The organism is Streptomyces yangpuensis (genome assembly GCF_024666385.1).
GTDB lineage: Bacteria > Actinomycetota > Actinomycetes > Streptomycetales > Streptomycetaceae > Streptomyces > Streptomyces yangpuensis.
In genome coordinates this window covers 900,423-920,288 of sequence record NZ_CP102514.1, presented here as the reverse complement: position 1 = coordinate 920,288, position 19,866 = coordinate 900,423, and the positions used below count along the sequence as shown (strand labels likewise).

13 protein-coding genes are annotated in these 19,866 nt (G+C 73.6%); 5 read left to right on the top strand and 8 right to left on the bottom strand.

Features of this window, described 5'->3' with window-relative positions; all coding sequences use genetic code 11:
* Positions 1–34: 34 nt before the first annotated feature.
* Both NRK68_RS04295 and NRK68_RS04290 read right to left on the bottom strand, forming a co-directional pair.
* Entirely contained in the window at positions 35–3,325 is a 3,291-nt protein-coding gene (locus NRK68_RS04295; protein WP_257854999.1) for a non-ribosomal peptide synthetase, read from the bottom strand.
* A 90-nt stretch (positions 3,326–3,415) separates the two neighbouring features.
* Positions 3,416–5,290 (bottom strand): AfsR/SARP family transcriptional regulator, encoded by a 1,875-nt coding sequence (locus NRK68_RS04290; RefSeq protein WP_257854998.1) that lies wholly within the window; start codon positions 5,288–5,290, stop codon positions 3,416–3,418.
* A gap of 211 nt (positions 5,291–5,501) precedes the next feature.
* On the opposite strand from NRK68_RS04290, the gene NRK68_RS04285 reads away from it, so the two are divergent.
* Positions 5,502–5,708 (top strand): hypothetical protein, encoded by a 207-nt coding sequence (locus NRK68_RS04285; protein ID WP_183068021.1) that lies wholly within the window; start codon positions 5,502–5,504, stop codon positions 5,706–5,708.
* Positions 5,709–5,884: 176 nt separating this feature from the next.
* Here NRK68_RS04285 and NRK68_RS04280 read toward each other — a convergent pair whose 3' ends face one another.
* Together NRK68_RS04280 and NRK68_RS04275 are read right to left on the bottom strand one after the other, a co-directional pair.
* Positions 5,885–8,905, bottom strand: coding sequence for an AfsR/SARP family transcriptional regulator (locus NRK68_RS04280; RefSeq protein ID WP_257854995.1), 3,021 nt, complete (start codon positions 8,903–8,905; stop codon positions 5,885–5,887).
* 163 nt (positions 8,906–9,068) lie between these two features.
* Positions 9,069–9,539, bottom strand: coding sequence for a MarR family winged helix-turn-helix transcriptional regulator (locus NRK68_RS04275; protein ID WP_257854994.1), 471 nt, complete (start codon positions 9,537–9,539; stop codon positions 9,069–9,071).
* A gap of 369 nt (positions 9,540–9,908) precedes the next feature.
* Here NRK68_RS04275 and NRK68_RS04270 point away from each other — a divergent pair, with 369 nt between their 5' ends.
* Positions 9,909–11,411: an FUSC family protein gene (locus tag NRK68_RS04270; RefSeq protein ID WP_257854992.1), complete on the top strand. Its 1,503-nt coding sequence runs from the start codon at positions 9,909–9,911 to the stop codon at positions 11,409–11,411.
* On the opposite strand, the gene NRK68_RS04265 is transcribed toward NRK68_RS04270, so the two are convergent.
* Complete coding sequence (locus NRK68_RS04265; protein WP_257854989.1) at positions 11,401–13,698, bottom strand: HelD family protein; 2,298 nt, start codon at positions 13,696–13,698, stop codon at positions 11,401–11,403. The two genes, NRK68_RS04270 and NRK68_RS04265, sit on opposite strands and share 11 nt — an antisense overlap.
* 141 nt (positions 13,699–13,839) lie before the next feature.
* Here NRK68_RS04265 and NRK68_RS04260 point away from each other — a divergent pair, with 141 nt between their 5' ends.
* The 3 genes from NRK68_RS04260 to NRK68_RS04250 all read left to right on the top strand — a co-directional run bounded on the left by NRK68_RS04260 (position 13,840) and on the right by NRK68_RS04250 (position 16,914).
* Entirely contained in the window at positions 13,840–14,427 is a 588-nt protein-coding gene (locus NRK68_RS04260) for a GNAT family N-acetyltransferase (RefSeq protein WP_257854987.1), read from the top strand.
* Positions 14,428–14,657: 230 nt separating this feature from the next.
* Positions 14,658–15,794 carry a nitric oxide synthase oxygenase gene (locus NRK68_RS04255; protein WP_183068015.1) on the top strand — a complete coding sequence of 379 codons (1,137 nt, stop codon included), beginning with the start codon at positions 14,658–14,660 and terminating at the stop codon, positions 15,792–15,794.
* A gap of 55 nt (positions 15,795–15,849) precedes the next feature.
* Entirely contained in the window at positions 15,850–16,914 is a 1,065-nt protein-coding gene (locus tag NRK68_RS04250; RefSeq protein WP_183068014.1) for a lactonase family protein, read from the top strand.
* Positions 16,915–17,009: 95 nt separating this feature from the next.
* Here NRK68_RS04250 and NRK68_RS04245 read toward each other — a convergent pair whose 3' ends face one another.
* The 3 genes from NRK68_RS04245 to NRK68_RS04235 all read right to left on the bottom strand — a co-directional run bounded on the left by NRK68_RS04245 (position 17,010) and on the right by NRK68_RS04235 (position 19,810).
* Complete coding sequence (locus tag NRK68_RS04245) at positions 17,010–17,924, bottom strand: sirohydrochlorin chelatase (RefSeq protein ID WP_079025801.1); 915 nt, start codon at positions 17,922–17,924, stop codon at positions 17,010–17,012.
* A gap of 96 nt (positions 17,925–18,020) precedes the next feature.
* Complete coding sequence (locus NRK68_RS04240) at positions 18,021–18,707, bottom strand: uracil-DNA glycosylase (protein WP_183068013.1); 687 nt, start codon at positions 18,705–18,707, stop codon at positions 18,021–18,023.
* An 11-nt stretch (positions 18,708–18,718) separates the two neighbouring features.
* Positions 18,719–19,810, bottom strand: coding sequence for a WD40/YVTN/BNR-like repeat-containing protein (locus NRK68_RS04235; RefSeq protein WP_183068012.1), 1,092 nt, complete (start codon positions 19,808–19,810; stop codon positions 18,719–18,721).
* Positions 19,811–19,866: the final 56 nt, after the last annotated feature.

Here is a 19,866-nt window from a genome sequence, read left to right as displayed (position 1 = left end):
GTCCGTGGTGGCCGTGCGGAACCGGGTCGTGTGCTCAGCCGTCCGCATCGGCGGTGTCCGTCTCGTCGGCCTCCAGCTCACCGAAGGCCTCGGCGGCCGCGACCGCCTCCGCGCCGTGCTGCTCGTCGGCGGCGATCTTCGCGGCGAGCTCGGAGACCACCGGGTTCTGGAACACGGTTTTGACCGGCACCGGCACCCCGAGCAGTTCCCCCAGCAGCCCGGCGAGCCGGGTCCCGCTGAGCGAATCGCCGCCCAGGGAGAAGAAGTTGTCGCCGGGCGCCACCCCGTCCAGGCCGAGGATGTCGGCGACGGCCGCGCACAGCACGAGCTCCAGCGCGCTGCCCGGTCCGTCCCCGCCCTCCCGCACGGCCGCGTCGTCGGCGGACTGCTGACGTCCGGCCGAGGAGGCCAGCAGCAGCCGGTCGACCTTGCCGTTGCGGGTCAGCGGCAGCTCGTCCAGCACGGTCAGCGCGGCCGGCACCATGTAGTCGGGCAGCTGCGCGGCGAGCCGCTCCAGCACCCGGTCTCCCGTGCCGGCGCCGGAGCCGGCTGCGGCCACCACGAAGGCGTGCAGCCGCCGCACCCCGTGGGCGCTGGCGGGCGCCACCACCACGGCCGCCTCGACCTCGTCGTCCTGGCGCAGGACGGCCTCGATCTCGCCCAGCTCGATCCGGTGGCCCTGGATCTTCACCTGGAAGTCGTCCCGGCCCAGGATCTCGATGCTGCCGTCCGGCAGGTACCGGCCCAGGTCACCGGTCAGATAGGCGCGTTCGCCGGTCTCCGGCAGGCGCACGAAGCGGCTGTCGGTGCGCCCGGGGTCGTTCCAGTAGCCGAGCGCGAGGCCGACGTCGCTGGCCACGGCCATCTCACCGACGACCCCGAGCGGGCGCTCGTACGCCGCCCCGTCGACGATGTAGTAGCGCTGGTTGGTGATCGGCTTGCCGTACGGGATGCTCGTCCAGGACGGGTCGACCTCGCCGATCGGCTGGAACAGCGACCAGCAGATCGTCTCGGTGGGCCCGCCCGAGCCGACCACCTGGATCTTCGGGCTCTGCGCCCGCAGCCGGTCCGGCAGCGTCAGCGGGATCCAGTCGCCGGAGAGCACCGACAGCCGCAGGGACTCCAGCGGCCGGCCGCCGCCGCGCCGCTCGCGCACCTCGGCCTCGCCGACGAGCAGCTCCATCAGCACGGGTACGGAGTTCCACAGCGTGACCTGCTCGGCCTGTACCAGATCGGCCCAGACGTCGGGCTCGGCGTGCTCGAACGGCGGCGGCACCACCACGGTCCCGCCCTGCGTCAGTACCCCGAAGACGTCGTAGATCGAGGCGTCGAAGTGCAGCCCCGAGATCGCCAGCAGCCGGTCCCGGGCCCCGACCTCGAAGCGCGCCGCGACGTCGCGGATCAGGTTGACCACACCGATGTGGTCGACCATCACGCCCTTCGGCTCGCCCGTGGAGCCCGAGGTGAAGATCGTGTACGCGAGGTCCGCCGGGGTCTGCGCGGTGTCCGGCCGGGTGGCGGTGCCGGACTCGAAGTCCTTGTCCACCCGGTAGCGGCGGGCCGTCGGGGGCCAGCTGATCCGGGAGTCCAGCGAGGACTGGGTGAGGATCCGGTCGACCTTGGCCTCGGCCAGCAGCCGGCGCAGCCGCTCGGGCGGCACGGACGCGTCCAGCGGCAGGTAGGCGGCGCCGGAGGCGAGGATGCCGTACACCGCGGCGTACTGCTCCCAGCCCTTCTCCATCACGACCGCGACCAGCTCGCCGGGCGCCGCCCCGTGCTCGCGCAGGGTGCGGCCGATCCGCCAGGCGTATGTGGCCAGTTCGGCGTAGCTGAGCCGCCGCCCGGAGGCGTCGACCACGGCCTCGGCGTCGGGGGTGAGCCCGGCCTGCCGGGCGAACAGCTCGTGCAGGGTGGTGTAGGGGATCTGCCCGGCGGTGTCGTTGACCCGTCGGCGCAGCTCCCGCTCGGCCGGCGGGATCAGGTCGAAGCGCGCGGTGTGCAGGCTCTCCGGGTCCTCGGTGAGCCGGGTCAGGAGGTCCACGTACACGCCGAAGGCGGCGTCGACGAACCCGGGCGCGAAGGCCCCGTCGACGAAGTCCCAGATGACGCGCAGCTCGCCGGCCAGCTCGCGCAGCTGCACGTCGAGGGTCACCTGCGGGGTCTGCGAGATCGAGTACACCTCGTGGCCCAGGTCCGTGACGGGCCGGCGCACCGGGTAGTCGAGCAGGCTGGTGACGACCACGGGCATTCCGGCCTGGGCGCCCACGCCGTGCAGCCGCGTCAGCTCCCGCAGCACGCGCACGCCGTTGAAGGAGCCGTGCTCCACGTCGCGGGCGAGCTGGTCGCGCAGCGCGTGCGCCCGGTCCAGGAAGGTCGCGCCCGAACCGTCGGCGGCGAGCATCACCGCGTTGGTGAAGTCGCCGAGCACGCCGGTGATGTCCGGGTGCACCGCCGGGCGCTGGAAGACCGGATAGTTGATGGTGAAGTCGGACTCCTCCGCCCAGGCCCGGACCACCTCGGCGAAGGCCGCGGTGAGCAGCACCGACGGGGTGAGGCCCGCTCCGCGCGCCCGCTCCTGGAAGCGCTGCCAGTCGGCGGGGGAGAGGCGGTGCTCGCGGCGGTCGAAGCGGACCTCGCCGGTGTCCCCGCCGGAGCCGCCGGTGGGCAGCGACGGGGCCGGTGGCAGGGTGGGCACGCGCTGCACCCAGTAGTCGCGGGCGGCGCGGAAGGCCTCGGTGTGCGGCAGGGCGTCGGCGCGCCAGCGGGCGTACTCGGCGAAGGAGATGCCGGGCTCCGGGAGGTCCGCGTCGGGGTCCTCGTACAGGTCGACCAGCTCGGGGAAGAGGACCTGGAAGGCGCTGGAGGCGTCCAGCACCTGCAGGTCGATCCCCAGGTGGACCCGGCCCAGGTTCTCCGGACCGCCCAGCCGGAAGATCCGCAGGTCGAACAGCGGCCAGCTGCCGACCGGGAACACCACGTGGCTCATCTCCTCGCGCAGCGCGGCCAGGTGTTCCCGGGCCGCGTCGGCGGACAGGTGGCGCAGGTCGACGACCGGTATGTCGAAGGGCAGCGGGTCGGACGGCACCCACTGGGTGCCGTCCGTGCCGCCGATCGCGCGGAGCATGTCGTGACGGGCGACCACCGTGCGCCAGGCGGCGGCGAACCGCTCCGGGTCGAGGTCGGGGCGCTCCCACTCGAAGTATCCGTAGCAGCCGATGCCGCCCATCTCGACGGCTTCGCCTCGCCCGATCATCAGTGCCTGCTGCGTCTCGGTCATCGGGAAGGACGCGGCACTGTCCGCGCGAGCGGGCAGGAGCTCGGTCATGGTCCAACTCCATTCGGTGTTACGGGCCGTTGGCTTGTGCGTGCCTGGGTGGATACGGGCCGGGACGCCCTGCTGCGGGGCAGGGCGAGGCTAGGGGCGGTGAGTTAGCCGCCGGTTATGCCCCGCGCGGCCGGCCGGCCCGCCGGGCAACGGCGGCCGCCCCTCCTCGAGGGAGAGTGCGAAGAGCCGTACGAGCGGGTGGAACAGGTAGCAGGGCTGGCCCCACTCGTCCGCGCCGCTGACCTCCAGCAGGGCCGCGTCGGCGAGCGCCTCCAGCAGCCGCTCGGCCTCGGCCTCCGGCACATCCAGCGCCGTCGCCGCCTCGGCGGCGGGGAACGGCCGGGGCCCGGGGCCGTGTCCCAGCGCGGCCAGCGCCGGGAACACCGCCCGCACCTCGGGATCCAGCGCACGCCAGGACGGCAGCAGGGAGCTGTGCACGTCCAGGTCGCCCGAGTGCAGCTCCCGCAGCCGGGTGAGAGGATCCGCCAGCCGGTGGGCGAGCCGGTCGGGGGTGCAGTGCGGCCGGGCCGCGATCCGGGTGCCGACGATCCGCAGCGCCAGCGGCAGGCCGGCGCAGTGCTCGACGATCGCGGACGCCGCGCACGGCGCGGCCGCCACCCGGGCGGGACCGGCCGCCGCGGCGAGCAGTTCCAGCGAGTCCCGGGGCTCCAGGGGCGCGAGGGCCACGGTGTGCGCCCCGGCCACGGTGGGCAGGGCCGTACGCCCGGTCACCAGCACCGCCGGCTCCGGGGTGTTGGGCAGCAGCGGCCCCAACTGGGCCGCTCCCGAGGCGTTGTCCAGCACGATGAGCAGCTGCCGGCCCCGGGTCCGCTCACGGTAGAGGCGGACCAGCTGGTCCTGGTCGTCGGCGGCCGGTACGTCGTCCATCGGCCCCAGTGCCCGCAGCAGCCGGCGCAGCACCCGGGCCGGGTGCCGCGGGGTGCCGTCCGCGGCGCGCAGGTCGGCGTACAACTGCCCGTCGGGGAAGTGCCGCTGACAGCGGTGGGCGGCGTGGACGGCCAGGGCGGTCTTGCCCAGCCCCGCCATGCCGGTGACCAGGACCCGGCGGGGCCGGCCGGCGCCCTGCCCGTCGGGTGCCAGGGCGCGGCACACCAGGTCCAGCTCCGGCCCCCGGCCCGTGAAGTCGACGGTGTCCGGGGGCAGCATCGCCGGTGCCCCGGCCGCCGGGCCGGACACCCGCGGCCGGGCGTCCGCCCGTACGGCCGGGACGGAGGCCGGCCGCCGGTCGAGCGTGCCGTCCAGCAGCGCCCGGTAGGTGGCCTGCAGCTCCTCGCCCGGGTTGACCCCGAGCTCGTCCGCGAGCACCGCCCGGCCGTGGTGATAGAGGTGGATGGCGTCCGCCTGCCGCCCGGACCGGCACAGGGCGGTCATCAACTGGCACCGGATGCGCTCGCGCAACGGGAACTCGGAGACCAGCCCGGTGAGCTCCCCGGTGATCTGCTCGTGCCGGCCGAGGGCGAGGTCCGCGGCGATACGGTGCTCCAGGGTCACGGCGCGCGCCTCACTCAGCCGCGGGGCCTCGGCGTCGGCGAGGTATTCCGTGGCGTTCGCGAACGGCTGGCCGTTCCACCGGGCCAGGGCGTCGCGCAGCAGCTCACCGGCGCTCTCGAAGTCCTCTTTGATCAATGCCTCGCGGCCGGCGAGCGCCAGCTTCTCGAATTCGTTGAGGTCGACGGTCGCATTACCGATGCTCATGGCATATCCCGGCGGTCTGCGATCGATCACGACATCGTCGCCGAGAATCTTGCGCAGGCGTGAAATATAGGTGTAGAGCTGTGCGCTGACGGTGGCCGGGGGCGCCCAGCCCCACAGCAGCCGGCACAGCCGGTCGTCCGACACCACCTCTTCGCGGGCCAGGAGGAGCGCCGCGAGCACGGTGTGCAGCTTCGCCCCGGAGAACGCGACCCGGTGGCCGTCCCGCCGTACCTCTACTGGCCCGAGCACTCGGAATTCCATGTACCGCCCCATCCGTGATTCCTGAGAAGAATCTTCGAACGAAGCTAGATGAGCGCGTTGTCCCCTCGATATCGTGGCGATTTCGCGGGGGGCTCGGGTCATGAAATCGATGGAACACGGAAGAGAAAGGAGCCGTCCCTACTGTTCCATTCGTGCCGCAGCGAGCGGCAGTGATGATCCACCGAGAGGGGAATCCGAGATGCGCAGCACCCGGACGGCGAAGACGACGGCCGCTTGCCTGGTCGTTCTTGCGGGGATGTTCGTGGGCACGGGGGCCGCCACGGCCGTCACGGCGCAGGCGGGCACCAGCGTCCAGGCGGACGACATGCCCTGGGGCGTCGTCAAGCCGGTGCACCCCTCGTACCCGGGCTCCGCCGGCACCAACGGCGACATGCCCTGGGGCTGACCGCCCGACGCGGCCGCCCCGTACGGCTTGGGTCCCGCAGCACCGAACCGCCGCAGCACCGAACCACGGCAACACCGAACCACCGCAGCACCGAACCACCGCAGAACCGTTCTTCCGCAGCACCGCAGGTCCGCGCATTCCGCCGCCGCGGCGGCCCGCTCCGTACCGGACGGGTCTCAGTTCGCCGGATGCGCCAGCAGGGCCGTCAGTTCCTCCGGAGTGAAGGAACGATGCGGCAGCCCTCCGGGCCCCCCACCGCCCGGCTCGCCCCCCGCACCCTGCACGGCCGTCAGCAGCCGCCCCGCCTGTATCCGCCAGGGCTGCGCGCCGACCTCGCCGAAGGCGGCACAGGCCCGCCGGAACCTCTCCGCCGCCTCCGCACAGCGGCCCCCGAGCGCGTCCACGCACCCGAGGTCCGTCTCCACCCGGGCGTACAGGAACCGGTCCGCCAGCTCATCAGTGATCTCCAGGGCCTGCTGCAGCGTCTCCCCCGCCGCCTGCAGCAGGCCCTGGCTCCACCGCGTCTGGCCGAGGCCCCGCAGCGCGTGGGCCTCACCGACCCGGTCGCCCTCGCCGCGGGTCAGCCGCAGCACGGCGCCGAACGCCTCGGCGGCCTCCCCGAGATCCCCCGCACGCAGCCGCACCTCGGCCAGCCGGTACACGCTCTGGGCCTCCGCCCGCACCGATCCGGTGCGCCGGCTCAGCGCCACCGCCTGCTCCGCCAGCGGCAGCGCGCCGCCCACGTTGCCCCGGTCCAGCTCGATCTGCGCCTGGAAACCCAGCAGATGGGCCTCGTTCCCGATGTCCCCGGAGTCGTGGAAACCGCTGAGCGCCGCCTCGCAGTACTCCAGCGCCCGCTCCCAGTCGCCCTGGAACCGCGCGCACATGGCCAGGTTCCGCTGGGCGAGCGCCGCCCCGCCGAGGTCGCCGGTGTTGCGCAGCAGCCGCAGCGCGGCCATGGTCCAGCCCTCGGCCTGCTCGTAGCGCCGCTGGTAGATCGCCAGCGACCCCAGGAGCCGCAGCATCGTCGCCTCGCCGGGCTCGTCCCCGGCCCGCCGGGCGGAGGCCAGCGCCTGCTCGGCGCTGCGCTGCCAGTCCTCCAGGTAGTTCTTGGTCTCGAAGTGCGGCACCGCGCTCTCGGTCAGCATCCAGGCGTGACCGGCCCGGCCCGTCTCCGCCGCCTGTGCCACCACGTCCGTGACGGCGGTGCGCTCCGACTCGAACCAGTCCATCGGCGAAGCCAGCAGCTCGTCGGCGATCTCGCCCAGGAAGCCGGGGGCGGGCGCAGCCGGCCGGCCCACCGGGAACTCCCGTCCGTCGATCCGCCGGTGCGCTTCCTCGGCCAGCCAGAGCCATGCTCCGAAGGCCCGCTCCAGCGCGGCGTCCGCCTCCTCCTCCGGCTCGTCCGACTCCGCCCGCTCCCGGGCGAACAGCCGCAGCAGGTCCTGGAACCGGTAGCGGGCCGCCCGGCCCGGGGCCGCCTCCGCGACCTCCAGGAGCTGGGCGTCGACCAGGTGGTCGATCAGCTCCTCCGCGTGCCACACGCTGGTGTCCAGTACGGCCGCCCCCGCCCAGGCGGCGAAGTCCGCCGTGCGCAGCAGCCCGAGCCGCCGGTACATCCGGGCCGCCTCGGGCGGCAGGTCCCGGTAGGTGAGCCGGAAACCGGCGCGCACCCCGCCCTCGCCCGGGCTCAGCACGTCGAGCCGGGACCGGTGGTCGCGCAGCCGCTCCACCAGGCTCCGGACGCTCAGGTTGGGCTTGGCCGCCAGCCGGGCGCCGGCGATCCGCAGCGCCAGCGGCAGGCAGTCGCACAGCGCACCGAGCTGCTCCACCGCCACCGGGTCGCTGCCGAACCGGTCCGCTCCGGCCAGTTTGATCAGCAGGGCCGTCGCCTCGGTCGGCTCCAGCATCCGCAGCCGGATGCTGAGCGCCGTGTAGTCCCCTGTCAGGTCGCCCAGGTTCTCCCGGCTGGTGGCCAGCACCACACTGCGTCCGCCGCCCGGCAGCAAGGGTCTGAGCTGGTGGAAGGACCGTACGTTGTCCAGGACGATCAGCGTCTTGCGGGTGCTGAGCAGACTCCGCAGCAGCGAGGCCCGTTCGTCGGGATCCGCCGGGACCTGGGGTGCGGCGATCCCGAGGGCGCGCAGGAAGCGGTCGAGCACGGCGGCGGGGGACACCGGCGCCTGCTCCTCGTCGTAGCCGCGCAGATCGGCGAAGAGCTGGCCGTCGGGGAACTGGTCGGCGACCTGGCTCGCCCAGTGGACCGCCAGCGCCGTCTTGCCCACCCCGCCCACGCCCACGATCGTCGCCAGGGCCGGGGTGTGGGGGTTGTAGGGCTCCTTCAGCAGCCGGTCCAGCGAGGCCATCTCGTGCTGCCGGCCGGTGAACGCCATGACCCCGGCGGGGAGTTGCGCCGGGATCGTGTGCACGGCGGCCGGCGCGGGGGTGAGTACGGCCGGGGGGCGGGTCAGTTCCGGCGAGTCCCGCAGGATCAGCTCGTGCAACTGCCGCAGCCCCGGGCCGGGTTCGATCCCGAGCTGCTCGGTGAGTAACCGGCGGCCGTGCAGGAAGACGTCGAGTGCCTCGGCGCGCTGGCCCGACCGGTACAGGGCGAGCATGAGGTGCTCGCGGCACTGCTCGCGCAGCGGGTGCCGGGCCACCAGGTCGGTGAGCTCACCGATGAGCGCGCGGTGCCTGCCCAGCTGAAGCATCAGCCCCGCGCGCTCCTCGATCAGCGTGAGCCGCATCTGTTCCAGGCGCGTCGCCTCGGCCTCCAGCCGGGAGCCGGGCGTCTCGTCGAGCGCCGAGCCCCGCCAGATGCTCAGCGCCTCCTCGAACAGCGTGCAGGCCTCCTCGGTGCGGCCGTGCCGGGCGGCGTCGCGGCCCTGGTCGGCCCGCTCCAGGAATTCCTGGACGTCGACGCGGTGCTCGCCCTTGGCCAGCAGATAGCCCGGGGGAGAGGTGATCAGCAGATCGGTCACACCGGCCTGCTTGAAGGTCTTGCGCAGGGTGGCCACGCAGATGGCGATCTGGTTCCGTGCCGTCGCGGGAGGGGAATCCGGCCAGACGGCGTCCACCAGGGTGTCCACCGAGACGACCCGGTCGGCATAGAGCACCAGCATCGCGAGGACCGCCGCCTGGCGCCGGCCGTTGATGCGCAAGGGGCCGTCGTCGGCCTGGACGAGCAGTGGCCCCAACAGTCTGAAGACAAACCGATTCAACAGGTCCCCCGCCTTTGAAACCCCGCGTCAGGCGCGAACGGTACCGCAAAGACGATTCCTCGGTGCAGTCAACTCTTGGGAAAAACACCAGCTGTTTCAGGCCATCTTGTCCGTATAGCGGCAGAGCGGGGAATGGCCCTCACGGAGAGTCGCCGGCGCCGACCGAGGCCAGTACGCCCGACAGCCCCCGAAGCATTTCGGCCGTTCGGTGCACCTCCTCCTCACCGCCCAGGCTCTCGCACAGGTGCCGGGCGAGCCCGTCCAGGCAGGAGTCGATCTCCCCCTTCGCCACCGCGCCCCGCTCGGTGGCGGCGAGCAGCTTCGCCCGGCGGTGCGCCGGATTGTCCAGATAGACCGCGAGCCCCTGGCGGACGAGCAGGTCCGCTATGCGCTGCACGCTCTGCCGGGTGGTCCCCACCCGCCGGGCCACCTCGGAGACCGACAGGGACTCCTCCGTCACCGTGCTGAGGACCTGCCAGCGTGCCGCACTGAGACCGGCCGACAGGGCCAGCCGGTCGACGGCCGCGGTGAACCGCCCGTTCAACCGGAAGACCGCCACGGCGGCCCGGCTGAACGCCTCGGCCTCCCCGGACTCCGCTGTACGCGTCAACGCCGGTCCCCTTCCGTACGTCCTCCGGGTCGCTGCACGATAACAGTGCGTGGTCGCACGGACGAGAGTCGTGCGGCCACGCTCCGCCGACACCGGCCCCGACTGGTCCGTTGGCAGCCCCATGGCCGATCAAACCCGTCAGTAACCGGGCCAATGGTCCACTCCATTCGGCCCGAGTTGAGCCAGTGGGCCTCCAGGTGCTTATCTGTGGCGTATCCATGTACTTACGGCGCCGCGCAGCGCCGGACGGCAACGAGGCCGGCTCCGGAGCGCGGCGCCTTCGCCGTGCCCGTCCGCCGCCCACCACCCCCGGGCGGCGCGGGACCGGCGCGCACCACTGCAGGGGGGCGGCAAGCCGCTGTGAAGAGGATGTTCGTAGCTCCGGATCCGGGGCGCCTGAGACTCAGGACGTCGGCCCGCGCCGTGATCGGCGTCGCCGCCGCCGTCGCCCTCGCCGAACTGTGCGGTCTGTCCCTGACCGCGTCCATCACCGGCGGACTGGCGGCCCTGCTCGCGCTCTTCACCGTCACCGACGCCACCGTGCGCCGCCAGTCGGTCACCACCGCCCTGCTGCCCGCCGCCGGATTCCCCGTCCTGGCCCTCGCCACCGCCCTGCACGGGGTGACCCCCCTGCGGGACGCCGCCTTCGTGCTCGTCGTCTTCTGCGGGGTCTACGCCCGCCGCTGGGGCCCGCGCGGGCACGCGCTCGGGATCTTCGCGTTCATGAACTTCTTCATCACGCAGTTCCTGCACGCCCTGCCCGCCCAGCTCCCCGAGCTGTACGCCGCCGTGGGCCTGGCCCTGGGCGCCGCCGCGGCCGTACGGTTCCTGCTCTGGCCGATCGAACGGCGCACCCCGCCGCCCGCCGCCCCCGCGCCGCTGCCCGGCAGCGGCCTGGCCCGGCACACGACCCGCCAGGCCCTCCAGGCGACCGTCGCGTGCGCCGTCGCCCTCGCCGTCGGCCAGGTGCTCTCCGAGGACCGCTGGTACTGGGCCGTCGGCACCGCCTGGTGGATCTTCGTCAACACCGCCTCCCGCGGCGAGACCCTGGTCCGCGGCTTCCGCCGGGTGCTCGGCACCGTCGTCGGCGTGGCCGCGGGGGTACTGATCGCCATCCCGCTGGACGGCGCGCCCCTGCCCACCGCCCTCCTCGTCGCGGCCTGCGTCTTCGGGATCTTCTACACGGCCGCCGTCTCCTACAGCTGGATGATCCTCGCGGTCACGCTGATGGCCGGGCTGCTCTACGGTCTCCTCGGCGTGCTGGACCCCGGCCTGCTCGTACTCCGCCTGGAGGAGACGGCCGTGGGCGCCGTGTGCGCCGCGCTGGCCGTGGTCCTCGTCCTGCCGGTCACGACCCACGCGACGAACGACGCGTGGATCCAGCGCGCCCTGCACTGCGTGCACGCCGCCACCGCCCAGGCCGCCGCCCGCCTCGCCGGCTCCCCGACGGCGGACCCCGCCCCGCACGCCGCGGAGCTGGAGACCCTGCTCGCCCGGGTCCGGATGGCGCTCGCCCCGCTGGTCCACCCGCTCAGCCCGTTCCGCGCCCGCAAGGCCCGCGCAGGCCAGGTCATCGCCCTGCTCGACGAGTGCGCCCGCGAGGTGCGCGGCCTGGTGACCGTCGCCGCCGACCCCGACGCCGGCCACGACGCCCGCCTCGCCGCCGCCTGCTGGCGCGTCGAGTCGGCCGTGCAGGCGCTGACCGCCGGCGAGCGGGAGCTCGAAGGGCCCGCGGCCACCGGCCCCACCGCCCCGCCCGCCGCCACCACCGAACCAGCGCTCGCCCACCTCCAGGGCCTGGAGCGGGCCCTGACCGAACTGGCCACCCCCCTGGGCAGCGACCCCAAGGCGCCGTTCGTCATCAGCGCCTGAGCAGAGCGCCCCAGGCCGGCGTCCGCTCCGCGGGCAGCCGGCCGGGGGTGTGCACCACCCCCAGGGCCTGGGTGGCCCGGGTCAGCGCCACGTACAGGTCGCTCGGCCCGAAGTCGGCCGGCTCCACCACGATCACCGTGTCGAACTCCAGCCCCTTGGCCTGGCGCGGATCCAGCAGGACGACCTCCCGGGTCAGATCGGGCTCCGCGCCCTCCCGTACCTGCGGCAGTACGGCCGCCAGCGCCCCGTGGAGCTCCCGCTGGGCGATCACCGCGAGACGCCCCTCGGCCGGCCGCTCCCGCTGCACCGCCTCCCCGACGGCCCCGGCCAGGTCGCCGGCCGCGCGCGCCCACGGCCGGACCCCGGTGGCCCGTACCGAACGCGGCGGCTCGAAGCCGGGATCGCGCTCGCGCAGCACGGCCGCCGCCACCTCCATGATCTCGGCCGGCGTGCGGTAGTTGACCCCGAGCCGGACCAGCTCCCAGCGGTCGCCGACGTACGGCGACAGGATCCGTTCCCAGGACCCGCAGCCCGCCTCGTCACCGGTCTGCGCCGGATCGCCGACCAGCGTCATCGAACGGGTCGGGCAGCGCCGCATCAGCAGCCGCCACGCCATCTCAGACAGCTCCTGCGCCTCGTCCACGATGACGTGCCCGAAGGCCCAGGTGCGGTCCGCCGCGGCACGCTCGGCGGTGCTGCGGTGGTCGGCCTCCTCGTGGCGCTCCGCCATCCGCTCGGCGTCGATGATGTCGTGCGCCGCGAGGTATTCGTTCTCCTCGTCCTCGAACTCGTACGACTGCGAGCCCGCGGACACGTCCAGCACCCCTTGCGCGTACGCGATGCGCAGCTGCCTCTGCCGCTCCTCGGCGGCGCGCAGCGCACTGTCGTCCTCCCCGAGCAGCTCGGCCGCCTCGTCCAGGAGCGGTACGTCGGCCGGGGTCCAGTCGGGCCGCGCCGAGGGCGCGCGGCGGATGAGCCGGGCCTCCTGCGCGGGCAGGTGCGTGGGCTCCGCCAGGAAGTCGGTGATCAGCTGCTGCGGGGTGAGCGACGGCCACAGCGAGTCGATCGCCGCGTGCACGGCGGCGCTCGTCGCGATCTCCTTGCCGAGCTGGGCCACGTCGTCCGCGCCGAGCAGGTTCGGACCGCCGTACGGATCGGCCCCCAGCCGGTCGGCGAGCTGCGCGGTGAGCGCGTCGATGATCCGGAAGGCGAAGGCCGGCCGTGCCCGGTTGTGCGGCAGACCGGTGGCCCGGGCCCGGTCCCGCGCCTCGTGGGCCATCGTGCGGTCCAGCAGCAGGGTTCCGTAGTCGTCGTGGTCGATCTCCAGCGCGGCCTCGGGCACCGTGTCGTACTCCTCGCCGCTGCCGGCCGGCACGTGCTCCGGCAGGCACTGCCGGTCGGCCACGACCCGGGCGAGGACCTGTGCCATCGCGGCGCGGCCCTTCACCGCGGCGGCCCCGGGACGGTCGGTGCCGGTGGCGTGGACCCCCGGGAACAGCTCGCCCGGCGTGGACAGCAGCACACCGGTCTCGCCGAGCGCCGGGAGCACCCCGCCGATGTAGCCCAGGAAGGCCGGCCCCGGCCCCACGATCAGCACACCGCGCCGGGCGAGCAGCTCGCGGCGGGCGTACAGCAGGTACGCGGCACGGTGCAGCGCAACCGCGGTCTTGCCGGTGCCGGGTCCGCCCTCGACCACCAGCACCCCGCGGTGCGTGGAGCGGATGATCCGGTCCTGCTCGGCCTGGATGGTCCGCACGATGTCGTGCATGCGGCCGGTGCGGGCGGCATCGAGCGCCGCCAGCAGGACCGCGTCGGCGTCGGCCCCCTCGTGGCCGGTGCGCTCCGCGTCGGTCAGGTCGAGGATCTCGTCGTGCAGGGCGGTGACGACCCGGCCCCGGCTGCTGATGTGACGGCGGCGGCGCAGGCCCATGGGCGTGTGGCCGGTGGCGAGGTAGAAGGGGCGGGCGACCTCGGCCCGCCAGTCCAGGACCAGCGGGGTCCGTTCCGTGTCGTCGGCGCGGATCCCGATGCGTCCGATGTGGTGGTCGCGGCCGTCGGAGAACTCCAGACGCCCGAAACACAGGCCGTTCTCACCGGCATTCAGAGCGGACAGCAGACCCGACTGCTCGGCCACCAGGACATCGCGTTCCAGGCGCGCCTGAAAGCCCGTTCCGACGTCGCGCAATGCCCCTTCGACCGCCTGTTCGGCCTGGTCGCGCAGGTCGTCGAGGCGCCGATAGAGGTCGTCGACGAATTGCTGCTCTTTCCGGAATTCCTCGGTTGACAATTGCACTCCCGCCGCGATACAATGTCCTCGTAAGTCTTTTTGCGTCCTCGCTCGAAGCGAAGTCGCGAACTATTCAATATACGCCTCCTTCTCCCTCGGCAGCGAATTCGGCCGGGGGATTTTTTGCGTACGGTGGATCTCATGACCACCGCACACGCCCCGGCCGACGGAATCGTCTACCGCCTCGCCCGCCCTGAGGACGCGGGCGCCATCGAGGCCCTGGACAGCTCCTTCACCACCTCCACCGTCTTCGAGGTCGCCGCCTCGGGCGACGGCTCCGGCTTCCTGCTCCGCGAGGTCCCGGTGGACCCGCCCGTGCACAAGGCGTTCCCGCCCGAGGAGCACGACGAGCAGGGGTTCGCCGGTTCGCGGGGGCCCGACGTGGACGCGGACAACCGCACCTTCGTGGCCCTCGACGGCGGCGAGCTCTGCGGATTCGCCGCCGTCGGCTACGCCGCGTGGAACCGGCGGCTGACGATCGAGGACATCGAGGTCGCGCCCGGTCACCGGGGCCGCGGGATCGGCAGCGCACTGATGGAGCACGCCGCGGAGTTCGCCCGCGAGCGGGGCGCGGAGCACCTCTGGCTCGAGGTCAGCTCGGTCAACGCCCCCGCCGTGCGCGCCTACCGGCGCATGGGGTTCGCCTTCTGCGGCCTCGACACCGCCCTGTACGGGGGCACGCCCTCCGCGGGCGAACAGGCACTGTTCATGAGCCGCCCCTGCCGCTGACCCGACACGCGCCGAACGGCCGGCGAGCCGTCAACTCCCTCGGCGCGCCGGATCTTACGTCTCCGTGCCCCCTGTCCGCAGCCCAATCCTCCAGGATCACCCGGAGGAGTGTTCCAAAAGCCCATGCCGTACGCCGCTGACCTGCGGCAGGTACAACGGGTAATTGATTACTGCACATTCATGCGGCACGTACAGGGTGGATCTGGTCGGACAGGGGGTAACCCGCCGGAATGGAAATTCTTCAACAGCGCTCCACCACCGCACAGGTGTGGCAGGCGGCCGAGGAGTTCATCCGACTCTTCCACAGGGAGAACGCCGGCGCGGGTGATCCGCGCGCCCGGCTCGCCGCCGTGAGGGCGGAACTCGCGGACACCGGTACCTATGCGCACACCCCGGAAGAGCTGGTCCACGGGGCGCGCGTGGCCTGGCGCAACAGCAACCGCTGCATAGGCAGGCTCTACTGGAACTCGCTGCGGGTCCGTGACCGCCGCGGACTCACCGACGCCGACGCCATCGCCGCCGAGTGCTTCGACCACCTGCGCGAGGCGACCAACGGCGGCCGGGTGAGGCCCACCATCACGGTCTTCGCCCCGGAGACCCCCGACCGTCCCGGCCCGGTGATCTGGAGCGAGCAGCTGGTGCGGTACGCCGGGTACGGCGACCACCCGTCCATAACCGTCGGCGACGCCCGCAACGCCCCGCTCACCGAGGCCCTGCTCCGGCTCGGCTGGTCCGGCGGCGCCGGTACCCCCTTCGACCTCCTCCCGCTGGTGGTCCAGGGCGTCGACGACAAGCCGCGGTGGTTCGACACCCCCGCGGACGCCGTCCTGGAGGTCCCGATCGCCCACCCCGAGGGCGACGACTGGGCGGACTGGGGCCTGCGCTGGCACGCCGTCCCCGCCATCTCCAACATGTGCCTGGAGATCGGCGGCATCCACTACCCGGCCGCGCCGTTCAACGGCTGGTACATGGGCACCGAGATCGGCGCGCGCAATCTCGCCGACACCGACCGCTACAACCTCCTGCCCGCCGTCGCCCGCCGCCTGGGCCTGGACACCTCCAGCGACCGCTCGCTGTGGAAGGACCGAGCCCTCGTCGAGCTCAACCGGGCGGTCCTGCACTCCTTCGACCGCGCGGGCGTCACCATCGCCGACCACCACTCCGAGTCCCGCCGCTTCCTCTCCCACATGGAACGGGAGGAGCGCAAGGGCCGCGAGGTGGGCGCGGACTGGTCCTGGATCGTGCCGCCGATGTCCGGCGCGGCGACCCCCGTCTTCCACCGCACCTACGAGGACCGCCCCAGCAGCACGGCGTACGTCCACCACCCCGGCGCGCAGGAGCGGGCCCGCGGACGGGATTTGGTCTAGACCTTCTGTTACCGTCGGCTCCGGACGGATCCGGCGGCGGTGAGAGGGGTTTCCTGTGGGCGGCGCGGACAGCACGGACCGAAGCGGCGAACACCGGGCCTACATCGGCTCCTTCACCTCGGGGGGCGGCCGCGGTGTGACCATCGCGGCCGTGGATCCGAAGACCGGGGCGCTGACCCCGCTCTCGGTCGCCACCGCCGAGGATCCGTCGTACCTCGCCCTCGCTCGGGACACCGGCGTCCTCTACGCGGTGAGCGAGACCGAGCGGGGCGAGGTGGCGGCCTTCCGGCCCACTGCCGGGGGTCTCGCGGCGCTGGGCGCGCCCGTGCGCGTCGGCGGCTCCGGCCCCACCCATGTCAGCGTGTCCGGGCGGCGCCTGTTCACCGCCAACTACACCTCGGGCAGCGTCAGCAGCCTCGCGCTGGCCGCCGACGGCCGCCCGGGCGGACCGGCCCGGGTCCTCGCGCACCGGGGCTCCGGCCCCGACACCGCCCGGCAGGAGGGGCCGCACGCCCATCAGGTGCTGCCCGACCCGACCGGCCGCTGGGTGCTCGGCGTCGACCTGGGCACCGATTCGGTACGGGTCTGCGCGCCGGACGCGGTCACGGGCGAACTGCGGGTGCACACCGAGACGGCGCTGCGCGCCGGAACGGGGCCCCGCCACCTGGTCTTCCACCCGGAGGGCGCCGCGGTCTACGTCCTGCACGAGCTGGAGCCGCAGGTGACCGTCTGCCGGTGGAACGGTGCATCGGGGCACCTGCAACCGGTCGGTGAGGTTCCGGTGGCCTCCGTGGGCGCCTCAGGGGCCGTGCGGGCGTATCCCTCGGCGGTCGTGGCCTCCCCCGACGGGCGGTTCGTGTGGGCGGCCGTCCGCGGCGCCGACGTGATCGTCACCCTGTCGCTCGCCGACGGGCCCGGGAAACCGCGGCTGACCGGCACCGTGGACTGCGGCGGCGCGTGGCCGCGGGACCTCGCCGCGGACGCCGCGGGACGCCGCCTCTACGCGGCCAACGAGCACTCGGGTGACGTCACCTGGTTCGACGTGGACCCGCTGACCGGGCAGCCGCACCGGGCCGGTTCGCTGGCCGTGCCCGCCGCCACCTGCGTGGTCCTCGACTGAGTCCCGTACGCGGGCCGTACGCGGACCGGACGCGCGAAGGCCCCCGCCCGGCCGGGAGATCCGGTCGGCGGGGGCCTTCGCGCGGGTCGGGCGGGTCAGTGCGCGGGCGAGCCCTGGGGGATGCCCAGAGCCGCGGTGTACTGCGCGACGGCCAGCTTGCCGAGTGCCGGGTAGGCGCCGAGCACCTCGGCGGTGGCGCAGTCGGCTTCCTTGCAGGCGGTGTCCAGCAGCCCGTCGGCGGCCTCCGGGCCGATCAGGTACGGGGCGAGCGCGAGCTGGGTGGAACCCTCGCGGCGCAGCTGGTCGGCGACCGCGGCCACCGAGCCCTCCTGGTCCAGGGCGGCCGCCTGGACGGGCACCGCGAGGCGGGCGGCGAGCAGCATGCCCGTGATCCCGGCGGCCTGCACGGCCTCCTCGCCACCGGTGGTGGCCAGGACGATGCCGTCGGCGGCGGTGGTCACGGTGAAGAGGCGAGCGCGGTCGGCGCGGGCCAGCCCGGCCTCCGAGAGGCGCACGTGCAGACCCTCGGCCAGCAGCGGGTGCGGGCCGAGGACGTCGGCCAGCTCGGCGGCGGCGGTGGAGTCCATCAGGGCCTGGCGCATCCGGCGCAGCAGGTCGCTGTCCGGGCCGGCCAGCAGCGGGACGACCACGGCGTCCGGGCCGGTCTGCTCGGGCACCTCGTGGCCGGCGGCGCGGGCGAACTCGGCGCGAGCGGTCCGGTCGGCCGCGACGGCGTTCAGCACGCCGGACAGGGACGGGAACTCGGAGGCGTCGTCCCCCTCGAGGAAACCGATGCGGGCGTCGAGGCCCGGCAGCTCGGAGCGGCCGATGCTGATGATCTCTTCCGCGAGCCCCCGCGAGGCGGCCGAGGGCGCACCGGGCACGGCGAGCACCAGCGCGGGCGCGCCCTCGGGCGCAGCCGCGGGCTCGGGCCGGCGGTGCCGTCCGGTCGGGCGGGGTCGCGGCATTCGTACGGGCAGGCCATTTGCGGGGCCAGTGGGGGAGCTCATGGCGCCGCATGCTACTGGCTTATCGGAAGAAGGTGTTCGGGCAGGGCCTTCTCGTGCCGCATCTGTCCGTATTTATCCGGTGAATTGCAGATACGTTCAACTGACGGACGGCAAGCGCCAGTCCACAGGCTGTGACCCCTGGCCCACCAGCAGTTCGTTCGTCCTGCTGAAGGGCCGGGAGCCGAAGAACCCGTAATCCGCCGATTTCGGGGAGGGGTGCGAGGACTCCACCACCGGCAGGTCACCGAGCAGCGGCCGCAGGTTGCGGGCCGCACGGCCCCACAGGATGGACACCAGCGGCTTGCCCCGCGCGGCCAGCGCGCGGATGGCCTGGTCGGTGACGGCCTCCCAGCCCTTGCCCTGGTGTGCGTTGGACCGGCGGGGCGCGGTCGTGAGCGAGCGGTTGAGCAGCAGCACGCCCTGCCGGGTCCACGGGGTGAGGTCACCGTTGGCGGGCCGGCCGGTCCCTATGTCCCGGTGCATCTCCAGGAAGATGTTGTCCAGGCTCGGCGGAACCGGCCGTACGTCCGGGGCCACCGAGAAGGACAGCCCCACCGCGTGCCCCGGGGTGGGGTACGGGTCCTGGCCGACGATGAGGACCTTGACCTCGTCGAAGGGCTGCTGGAAGGCGCGCAGCACATGGGCCCCGGCGGGGACGTACGTCCTGCCCGCCGCGATCTCGGCTCGCAGGAAGTCGCCCATCGCGGCGATCTGCGTCGCCACCGGCTCCAGAGCCCGGGCCCAGCCCGGCTCGACGATCTCGTTCAACGGTCGTGCTGCCACGGTGGATCACTCTACTGGCCGATCGTCGCCGCCCGCACGCACAGGACGTCGGGAAGGTGCTCGGCCAGCAACTGCCAGCTGTCGCCGTCGTCGTGGCTGGCGTACAGCTCGCCGTTGCGGTTGCCGAAGTAGATCCCCGCCGGGTCCGCGTCGTCGGTGCAGAGCGCGTCCCGGAGCACCGTGCCGTAGTGGTCGGAGTCCGGCAGTCCGCGCGTGAGCGGTTCCCAGGTGGCGCCCGCGTCCTCGGTGCGGAAGACCCGGCACCGGTGCTCGGCCGGGACCCGGTCCGAGTCGGCGTTGAGCGGGAACACGTAGGCGGTGTCCGGCCGGTGCGGATGGGCCGCCACCGCGAAGCCGAAGTCGGAGGGCAGCCCGCCGCCGATGTCGGTCCAGCGGGCGCCCGCGTCGTCGCTGCGGTAGACGCCCCAGTGGTTCTGCAGGTACAGCCGGTCCGTGTCGCCGGCGTCCTGGGCGATCTTGTGCACGCACTGGCCGAACTCGGGGTTCGGATCCGGCAGGAACACCGCCGAGACCCCCTGGTTGGACGGCTCCCAGCTGGCCCCGCCGTCCTTGGTCCGGAACACCCCGGCGGTGGAGACCGCCACCGTCACCGCGTCCGGGTCGCCCGGATCGGTGATCACCGTGTGCAGGCCCTCGCCGCCGCCGCCCGGGACCCACTTGCCGCGGCTCGGGTGCTCCCACAGCGGGCGGACCAGCTCGAAGGACTCGCCCCGGTCCGTCGAGCGGAACAGGGCCGCCGGCTCCGTCCCCGCGTACACCACGTCGGGGGCCTCGGCCCCGGCCGGCTGGAGCTGCCAGACCCGCTCCAGCGAGGCGCCGGTGTCCTGGGGGAACTTCACGGCTGCCCTGGCCGGTTCCCGCCAGGTCGCCCCGAGGTCGTCGGAGCTGAAGACGGACGGACCCCAGTGGGTGCTGTCCCCGCCGACCAGCAGCCGGGGGGCCGGGCCGCGCCGGTCGATGGCGGCCGCGTACACGGCCTGGGCGTTGAAGTGGGGCCCGTCGAACTCCCACGGCCCGTCGCCCCTGCGACGGCCGATGAACAGTCCCTTGCGGGTCCCCACGAGCAGCAGTACGTCGGCCATGGCCGGCACCTCCGGACCTCGTCGTCCTTGCGGGCGGATCGTTCCTCACGGAGCGT